Annotated in this window: 11 protein-coding genes and 1 pseudogene; 7 read left to right on the top strand and 5 right to left on the bottom strand. The window is 60.7% G+C overall.

Going from position 1 to position 8,360, the window contains the following annotated elements; all coding sequences use genetic code 11:
• From HY852_RS22720 to HY852_RS22710, 3 genes are all read left to right on the top strand, one after another.
• Positions 1 to 586, top strand: a 586-nt coding sequence (locus tag HY852_RS22720) for a carboxyl transferase domain-containing protein (RefSeq protein WP_291607138.1), incomplete at its 5' end; no start/stop codon positions are given.
• 67 nt (positions 587 to 653) lie between these two features.
• Positions 654 to 1,001 carry a hypothetical protein gene (locus HY852_RS22715; RefSeq protein WP_291607139.1) on the top strand — a complete coding sequence of 116 codons (348 nt, stop codon included), beginning with the start codon at positions 654 to 656 and terminating at the stop codon, positions 999 to 1,001.
• 272 nt (positions 1,002 to 1,273) lie between these two features.
• Positions 1,274 to 1,762, top strand: coding sequence for an adenosine-specific kinase (locus HY852_RS22710; protein ID WP_291607137.1), 489 nt, complete (start codon positions 1,274 to 1,276; stop codon positions 1,760 to 1,762).
• A gap of 75 nt (positions 1,763 to 1,837) precedes the next feature.
• On the opposite strand, the gene HY852_RS22705 is transcribed toward HY852_RS22710, so the two are convergent.
• Positions 1,838 to 2,299: a VOC family protein gene (locus tag HY852_RS22705; RefSeq protein WP_291607136.1), complete on the bottom strand. Its 462-nt coding sequence runs from the start codon at positions 2,297 to 2,299 to the stop codon at positions 1,838 to 1,840.
• A gap of 112 nt (positions 2,300 to 2,411) precedes the next feature.
• On the opposite strand from HY852_RS22705, the gene HY852_RS22700 reads away from it, so the two are divergent.
• Positions 2,412 to 2,726 (top strand): hypothetical protein, encoded by a 315-nt coding sequence (locus HY852_RS22700; protein WP_291607135.1) that lies wholly within the window; start codon positions 2,412 to 2,414, stop codon positions 2,724 to 2,726.
• A 274-nt stretch (positions 2,727 to 3,000) separates the two neighbouring features.
• Positions 3,001 to 3,285: a twin-arginine translocation (Tat) gene (locus HY852_RS22695; RefSeq protein ID WP_291607134.1), complete on the top strand. Its 285-nt coding sequence runs from the start codon at positions 3,001 to 3,003 to the stop codon at positions 3,283 to 3,285.
• A gap of 246 nt (positions 3,286 to 3,531) precedes the next feature.
• Here the strand turns inward: HY852_RS22695 and HY852_RS22690 are convergent, their stop codons facing one another.
• The 3 genes and pseudogenes from HY852_RS22690 to HY852_RS22680 all read right to left on the bottom strand — a co-directional run.
• Positions 3,532 to 3,771, bottom strand: coding sequence for a hypothetical protein (locus tag HY852_RS22690; RefSeq protein ID WP_291607133.1), 240 nt, complete (start codon positions 3,769 to 3,771; stop codon positions 3,532 to 3,534).
• Between the two features lie 375 nt (positions 3,772 to 4,146).
• The gene (locus HY852_RS22685; RefSeq protein WP_291607132.1) at positions 4,147 to 4,638 is read right to left on the bottom strand and encodes a hypothetical protein; all 492 of its coding nucleotides are present in this window, start codon (positions 4,636 to 4,638) and stop codon (positions 4,147 to 4,149) included.
• A 305-nt stretch (positions 4,639 to 4,943) separates the two neighbouring features.
• Positions 4,944 to 5,349 (bottom strand): annotated as a pseudogene (locus tag HY852_RS22680) (IS5 family transposase); the annotation flags it as partial.
• Positions 5,350 to 5,539: 190 nt separating this feature from the next.
• On the opposite strand from HY852_RS22680, the gene HY852_RS22675 reads away from it, so the two are divergent.
• Both HY852_RS22675 and HY852_RS22670 read left to right on the top strand, forming a co-directional pair.
• A complete protein-coding gene (locus tag HY852_RS22675) occupies positions 5,540 to 5,755 on the top strand; it encodes a hypothetical protein (RefSeq protein WP_291607131.1) in 216 nt (71 codons plus the stop codon).
• Positions 5,756 to 5,844: 89 nt separating this feature from the next.
• Entirely contained in the window at positions 5,845 to 7,353 is a 1,509-nt protein-coding gene (locus HY852_RS22670; RefSeq protein ID WP_291607130.1) for a radical SAM protein, read from the top strand.
• A gap of 44 nt (positions 7,354 to 7,397) precedes the next feature.
• On the opposite strand, the gene HY852_RS22665 is transcribed toward HY852_RS22670, so the two are convergent.
• Entirely contained in the window at positions 7,398 to 8,096 is a 699-nt protein-coding gene (locus HY852_RS22665; RefSeq protein ID WP_291607129.1) for a winged helix-turn-helix domain-containing protein, read from the bottom strand.
• Positions 8,097 to 8,360: the final 264 nt, after the last annotated feature.

Genomic DNA, 8,360 nt, shown 5'->3' with positions numbered 1-8,360 from the left:
CCGCACCGTCGGGTTCGTCGCCAACCAGCCGATGGTGCTGGCCGGCGTCCTGGATTCGGACGCCTCGCGCAAGGCCGCGCGGTTCGTGCGCTTCTGCGACGCCTTCGCGATCCCGATCGTCACCTTCGTGGACGTGCCGGGCTTCCTGCCGGGCACCGCGCAGGAATATGGCGGCCTGATCAAGCACGGCGCCAAGCTCCTGTTCGCCTATTCGCAGTGCACGGTGCCGCTGGTGACGGTGATCACGCGCAAGGCCTACGGCGGGGCGTTCGACGTCATGGCCTCGAAGGAGATCGGCGCCGACATGAACTACGCCTGGCCGACGGCGCAGATCGCGGTGATGGGCGCCAAGGGCGCGGTCGAGATTATCTTCCGCTCCGATATCGGCGATCCCGACAAGATCGCGGCGCGCACCAAGGAATACGAGGACCGCTTCCTGTCGCCGTTCATCGCCGCCGAGCGCGGCTATATCGATGACGTGATCATGCCGCACTCGACCCGCCGCCGCCTCGCGCGGGCGCTCGCGATGCTCAAGGACAAGAAGGTCGAGATCCCGGCGAAGAAGCACGACAATCTGCCGTTGTGAAATCTTTCCCGAACGCGGAACAATTTCGCTGATGGGCGTCGCTTCGGTACCCCCGACCTTGAACTCGATGACCGAAGACGATCCGACTGACGAGATTTCAGAGATTGAGGCGCGGATCGAGGAGCTTGCCGAGACCGCCGAACGATGCCGGAAGTTCATTCTGGCTTCCAAGACAGCGATCGCCGGCGGAGTCGCATTGCTGCTCGCCACGATGCTCGGCCTGTTCGGATTTGGTCAGGTCGCTGCGCTCGGGTCGATTGCTCTCGTGCTGGGCGGAATCGTGTCGCTCGGATCGAATGTCGGTACGTTGCGACAGATCGACAGCGACATGAGCGCGGCCGAGGCGCGCCGTTCAGAGTTGATCAGCGGGATCGACCTTCGGGTGGTTGGTGAGGCGCCTGTGAAACTGATGTGATGCGCTGGCCGCTCGGCACCGCGCGTAGGGTGGGTTAGCGAAGCGTAACCCACCTCTTTTTTCCCGCGGCACTCAAGGAAAAGAAGGTCGAGATCCCGGCGAAGAAGCACGACAATTTCTGCTGGGAGAGCAGGGTGGGACAGCGGAGCCGCGCCGTTTCCTCCTGCATTCCCGATGGCAGCGCAGAGCGAGATCGGCCTGCTGTTGCGGCTTGCAATCGCCTTCCGCGGGCCTACCATTCATCGCGTTCCCTTCACTGAAGGAGCGCAGCGATGGAACTCACCGTGGTGCCCATCGTCAAACCGGACGATGCCAACTTCATCTTCGGCCAGTCGCATTTCATCAAGACCGTGGAAGACCTCCACGAGGCGCTGGTGGGCGCGGTCCCCGGCATCCGCTTCGGGCTGGCCTTTTGCGAGGCCTCCGGCAAGCGGCTGGTGCGCTGGTCGGGTACCGACGAAGCCGCCATCGTCCTCGCGCGCGACAACGCGCTGGCCATCGGCGCCGGCCACACCTTCCTGATCTTCCTGGGCGACGGATTCTTTCCCGTCAACGTGCTGGCTGCGGTGCGCGCGGTGCCGGAGGTCTGCCGCATCTACTGCGCGACGGCCAACCCGACACAGGTGATCGTCGCGCAAACGGAGCTGGGCCGCGGCGTGCTCGGCGTGGTGGATGGCGCCTCACCGCTGGGTGTCGAAACCGACGCGGACATTGCGTGGCGGAAAGACCTGCTGCGAAAGATCGGCTACAAGCTCGCGTAGAACGGTTGAGCACGATCACGAGAGTGTCGCGGGTTTGGCTTCGTTCAAGCCGTCCTGCGAAGCCCACGAGTTCACCTACGCCGCCGTGCCCTGTTGCTTGAACAGCTCGGCACTGCGCCGCTTCAGTTCGTCCGGTGCCACGTCCTCGATGTGGGTGCCGAAGAACCAGGTGTTCCCGGCCGGGTCCTTCACGCCGCCGCTGCGGTCGCCGTAGAACTGGTCCGCCGGCTCCATGACGGAAGTGGCGCCGGCCTCCATCGCACGTCGATAGGCTGCATCGACGTCCGGCACATAGAGGTACAGCATCACGGAGGTGGGCGCCGCGTGTTCCGAGGCATCCGCGAGCATCAGCATGGAATTGCCGATCTTGAGGGTAGCATGCATGATGCTGCCGTCGGGACGTTTCGTCGGCTCGTGAACCGCCTCGGCGCCCAAGCCCTTCTGCATGAATTCGATCTCGTTTTGCGCGCCACTGACGATGAGATAGGGCGTGATGGTGTGGAAGCCGGCAGGGATTGGTTTTGCTTTCTTGGCCATGGCGTCTCCTATTCGGGTTCGACACGTTTCCGAGCTGGCTGACCTTGGGCTGTTTCTTGTACAAAAGTGTGACCCGAGTTGTCCGACAACGGAACATTGATCAGGAGGAACTATGGCTGCCGCCTTTTTCGTCGTTCGCGCCACCGTCGCCGATCCCACCAAGCGGGCGGCGTTCGGCAAATGGTATCAGAACGAACATCTGCCCGATGCGGTCAAATCCTTCGGCGTCAAGAAGGCGTGGCGCTTCTGGAGCGTGACCGAGCCCGCGATACATCAGGCGATGTACCAGTTCGATGACGAGGCCTCGCTGGATCGCGCGGTCAAGGGCGAGGACATGAAGCGGCTGGTTGCCGACTTCAACCGCGACTGGCCGGAGGTCACGCGCACGCGCGAGACTCTTGTGCTGGCGCAGGAGTTTCTGGGTTAGGCCTGCTGCCGCTCGCACCCCTCCAGCGCTGAAAATCGAAGCCTGCGCAAGCGCCCTTCGCTTGATGCGCTGACGCGCGTTCTGCGTCGACGGCCGCAATCTCGTCGCTCCATCAGGGGGAGCCGGTTAAGGCGGCTGCGAAAGGCGAGGGCCGCGGCGATTTCGTCGCACGGTTACGTAGGCCTCATGAATCTGAACGCTGAGTTCAGGCGCTGTTCATACCGGCGCTGCAAAACTTCGCTCCCCATCATTCGCCAACGACAAGAGGGACGTCATGGAGCGCAGACAGTTCTTGAAGATTGCATTTGGAGTAGCTGCAGGTGCGACCGCCTTTGCGGCGGCCGCAACGGCTGCTCCGCTTTCGCCGCAGCCGTTGAACGAAGACGACGGCCTCCCATCCGACAAAGAAGAGATCCGGCCGGCCGTCGTCAGCGGTGACGAGGTTGATCGCCTGACGGCTGAGCAGGTGCACTGGGGCGGCCACCATTACGGTTGGCGCCGCCGCCATTGGCATCGCCGCTGGCACCATCGTCACTGGCATGGTCGCCACTACTGGTGAACTTTTTCGCTGATGCCTTTGGCATAGGCTCGTGACCGATGTTTCGGTTCGCGATCTCCATCACCATCGCGATGGCGGGTCATAGCCGCCGGCGCTGTCCTGGTCTGCCTGCGCCCGATCGGCGGCGAGGCGCTGGAGTTTTTCGAAGGACGCGAGAGCTGCCAATAGCGGCGCTTCTTCTGCGTCAAACGAAAAAGGCCGCGCCGAATTCGTGGCGCGGCCCGTTCGTATTCGTCAATGAAATGATCAGATCGGACGGCAGCGGCCGTACGCCCAGACGAAGCCATAGGGGCAGGCGCGGCGAGCCGGCACGACGACAACGGGCCGATGGTAAACACGCGGCGCCACATACACGGCCGCATTGGGACGGCATGCGCCATAGGGGCCGCGGTGCCAGCCGGGGCCGCATCCGCCCGCTGCGTTGGCCGCCGCGCTGAAACCGACGACGGTGCTTGCCACCATGGCCATGGCGAGGAGATACTTCATTTCGTCTTCCTTCCTTGTTTCTTCGTCTTGTCCCGATGGAGTGCGCCCCGTGCGGACCATCGTGCAGCGCCCATGATTCGACACGTTAAATCACTGCGACATGTCGCCACGCGCGCGGAAGTACCGATAACTGCAGCGATCTGAATATCGCGTGAATGCGCGCAGCTATCCGAGCTGCCTTCGCCTGGGCTAACAGCTTGACAAGCGCAGTTGCGAATCACTTGCCGAAAAAGTCGAGCACCAGGTCCCTCCTATCAGCGAACGCCTTCTCGCCATGCGACACACGGGGCTACCGGATCACGATAAGAACCGGAAGCATCCCGCGATTGAACGCGTCACGTTCCTACCGCTTGCCCTGCGTCTCTGTTGTGGTGACTATTCTTGTGTGAACTCAAGCTCGAAGCGGTTGGAGCCAGTCGACTTGGAAGCAAATTTGACGGTTTTTCCTGAGAGAGCAGCCAACGCGCCTGATGCAAACTTGAAGATGGTCTTACCCGAAGCTTCGGTGCCCACAGGCTTCCCATCCTTCATGACAACGGACCCGATGCCCTCCGTGAGCTGGCCGACTGCGAGCCCGCCGGGCACCCGGTGGACGCCAACGGAAGACAGGTAAGTTCCCTTCGGACCATCCCACTCGCTCACCGTCACCGCTGTAACTACAGCGCCTTTCAGGAGCCCCTCCACTCCGATACAGGAATATTGCAGGCTGATAAGCCCATGCCCGGTCCGATCGCCTATGGGCTCTGGGAGGGCCGTCCCAATAACGTTGCAGTCATACCGACCCACCGGCTCCGAACAGGCGATCCCACTTACGGCGACCAAGCTCAGGGCGGAACACACCAAGGTGGCGATAAGGCGCTTGCTCATCGGGCATCTCCCTTTAGTTGTCTGAGTAGAAGACTACGACTGGAAGCGAACCCTCTGTTGATTGAAATCAAAGTTGCAAAGGACGGCTGAGGCGCCCGGCGTGGCGATCTCAGACAAATAGTCTTGTCGCCGCATACCTATTATCAGGGCGGATCTCATCTTCTGATGATTTCCGCTCCCAGCGCACGCAGCCGCACCACATTCTCGGTGACAGGCCGTTGCTCCTCATTCTGATCGAGCGGTTGGCGCTCCGCGATAGATCTCACGATTATCCGGTCGACCTTCTCGTGACTGGGGGGCCGCGGCTAGGGCGTGGACTCATTAGCCCGTAACCAAATTCGGATTGAAGTGAGTTTCATGAAGGCCAGGTAGTTGGCCGCGAGTTTGTCATATCGGGTCGCGACCCACCGTCGCTTGATCTTGATGAAGGACCGTTCGATTAAATTGCGCGCGCGATACAGGTGCGGGCTAAAACACATAGAGTCTTTGCGATTTCGTTTCGGCGGAATGTTGGCCCACGCGCCTGGCTGGCGGGCAAGCTCCCTGATCCAGTCTGCGTCGTATCCGCGATCCGCGAGTAACATCGTTTGTGGAAGCAATGCGCTGAGAAGAACCAACACAGCCATTGTCGTGCGCCTCACCCGGCGTGAGGGCGAGAAAAACCGGCAGGCGATTGGCATCCACCGCCGCGTGAATCTTGCTCGTCAGGCCCCTCGCGCGCGACCCGTATCTTGGTGATTGTTGTCCGCGATGCAGGCGGACACGCCACAATCGCCGCGAATAACCCATCTCGCACATGAGCTGCGCGATTTCCCGATTGATCTACATCAACGCACTTGCCCTGAATCGGGACGAGTTTCTACCAACGGTTGTGCGGAGAAGTCTATGATGGAGACGTAACATGGCGAAGCACTCGATCGAGAAACTCCTTGAGGGAGATGCCAATAGCTTCCAGATCCACATGGAAGTCGATGGCAAAGAGGTTAAGGGCTGCGGATGCTGCATATGCGCGCCCAATACGCGCGGCGCGGGGGATGCGACGGCGAAAATTTCCGCGGGCCACAAGATGGCCGAAGACGTGATGATGGTGGTTATCGGGGCCACTATGAAGTCGTAGCTCTGATCCAAGTGTGTGGGCCGCCAGCGTGAAGCGGTCTCCACCTTGGGGTTGCTCAAGGCCGCCTGTCTTCACGCGGAGGGATATTGATGCCCTACGCAGAGTTCCGGGCCGTGAACGCCCTCGCGTTCCAGACCCCGCGGAGCAGCTACGTCTACGACAGCTTCTCAAACGGGATCTTCGCTATCGACGGTGCGGTCTGCGAGGTTCTTGACGATTCGTTCAATCTGTCGCGCCAAGCTATTGTCGAGAAGCATGGATCGAGGCTCGGAGAAGAGCCGGTCTCTGCCGCGTTGACGGCAATCTGCGAGATTCAACAGTCCGAGAGAGCGCTGCTGCCATTCCAGATTCCGCGTTTCGCCCTTGGGCCGAATGGAAACGACGACGCGCTAATTGAGGCCAACCTTCGCGGCAGACTGGTCCAGCTCGCGCTCAACGTCACCGAGAGCTGCAATCTGCGATGCGCGTACTGCGTTTACTCTGGTGCCTATTCGGGACGACGGACTCATAACCCTTCGCATGACATGAGTCCCAGCCTCGCGAGGCGAGCGATAGACTTCTTCACCGCACAGAGCCAAGAATCGGAGGAGCGCTACCTATCACTTTATGGAGGAGAGCCGTTCATCCGATTCGATTTCGTCAAGACAGCCGTAGAGTACGCGCGGAAGGTATGTCCAGATATCTGTATCGCGATTACCTCGAACGCCACGCTTCTGAACGAAACGATCATCCGGTTTCTGTCTGACAACGACGTAGCTCTGACGCTCAGCCTGGATGGTCCGAAGGAGCTCCACGATCGTTACCGCGTGCGCCGCAACGGCCGGGGAAGCTTCGACGCGGTAATAGAGAAGATCGAGCTGATCAAAAGCAAATTTCCAGATTATTACTCAAGTAAGCTTAGGATCAACTCCGTCATGGCCCCCTATGAGGGCGACATCGAGGATATCGACCGGTTCTTCGAGCAGCCCCTTCTCGAGCTCGTGAATGGGCCTCAAAAATATTCCCTCGGACTCGTAAACCCCCAATCGAACGAATTCATCATGGAGAACGATTACACGGCCTATGCCAGAAAGTATTTCTCGGATGGGTTCGTGCGCTTCCTTGAGAGCCATTCGCCGCAAGGGACTGCCGGCGTTGCGACGAGAGCCCTCCTCGCGAAACAGATGAAGATGTTGCGGGTCCGGTCCCGTCGGAAGCTCGACGAGTACGACTTCTATTGGCCGAATGGCATCTGCATCCCGGGAGTCAGGAGTCTATTCGTTTCATCCGATGGAACGTTCTATCCTTGCGAGAAGCTCTACGATTACTGCGACATGTCGATCGGGAACATTGACTCAGGTTTCGACATGAGAGCAATCAAGGGCTACATCGACGAATATTGCTCCAGAACGCTCGATCGCTGTAGCAATTGCTGGGCTTACCGCCTCTGCAGCGAGTGCTTTTTGACCATACGCGGCCGCGATTGCTGGGATGACGCCAAGCGCGCCGAGTTCTGCGTCGGCCAGAAGAGCATGTGGATCGCGATCCTCACAATCTACACATCAATCATGGAGCGCGATCCCGTCGCGCTCGACTACTACTTGCACGAAGATGCCTGATGCGATCTCAGGGTTACTGAGACATCGCTTCTAGCCTCGTCAGATCAGCCTTGGCCGGCCCCGAACAGCGCGGCAAACCGCTTCTCGCCGTTACGGGTGAAGTTGACCACGCGGCTGCCGGGCTCGGGATCGCGCGACGCCCATTTCAGTTCGGTGAAGCGCTTCATGATTGCCGCGCCGAGCGTGCCGGCAAGGTGGTGGCGCCGTTCGCTCCAGTCGAGACAGGCCTTGCAGACCGGCCGGCGCGGATGGTGCAGCATGTCTTCCGAGATCTGCAGGTGCTTCTCCAGAAAGCGCTCACCCTCGGCGGTGAGCCTGATGTCCTGCCTGTCCTGCCGCACCAGGCGCTGCTGCTTCAGGCTGTCCAGCATTTGCACCCCGAGGTCGCCGGCGAGGTGGTCGTAGCAGATCCGCGCGCGGCGCAGCGCCGGGTCCTTCGGTCCGGTGCGCACGCGCATATGCCCGGCGCGGGCGGCAAGCCCGGCCAATGCCTCCAGCACGCCGGCGACGTCGGGATCGGCGAGGCGATAGTAGCGATGTCGTCCCTGCTTTTCCGGCGCGATCAGGCCGCCGGCCTCGAGCTTTGCAAGATGCGAGCTCGCCGTCTGCGGCGTGATGCCGGCTTCCTGCGCCAGTTCGCTGGCGGTCAGTGCGCGGCCAGTCAAGAGCGCGGTGAGCATGTTGGCGCGGGCGGGATCGCCCACGAGCGAGGCGACCATGGCGATGTCGGGGCCTGCTTTCATAGTTCGATGGTAGCCGAAGCATAACTGCCGGGCAAGGCAGTATTCTTGGGGCCACTCACTCGTCATTGCGAGCGAAGCGAAGCAATCCAGACTCGGATGCATTCTGGATTGCTTCGTCGCTTCGCTCCTCGCAAAGATGGGGTGGACGGCCCCCGACGGCATCGGTGTGCCAGACTGGTTGTTGTGATTCGACCAGACAAGGGGACCGTCCATGACAAAGATTAGCACGATTGGTTTGGATTTGGCGAAGAACGTGTTTCAAGT

Source organism: Bradyrhizobium sp., assembly GCF_016213215.1.
GTDB lineage: Bacteria > Pseudomonadota > Alphaproteobacteria > Rhizobiales > Xanthobacteraceae > Bradyrhizobium.
The sequence above is the reverse complement of the archived record's forward strand: the minus strand, read 5'-3'. Positions and strand labels throughout refer to the sequence as shown.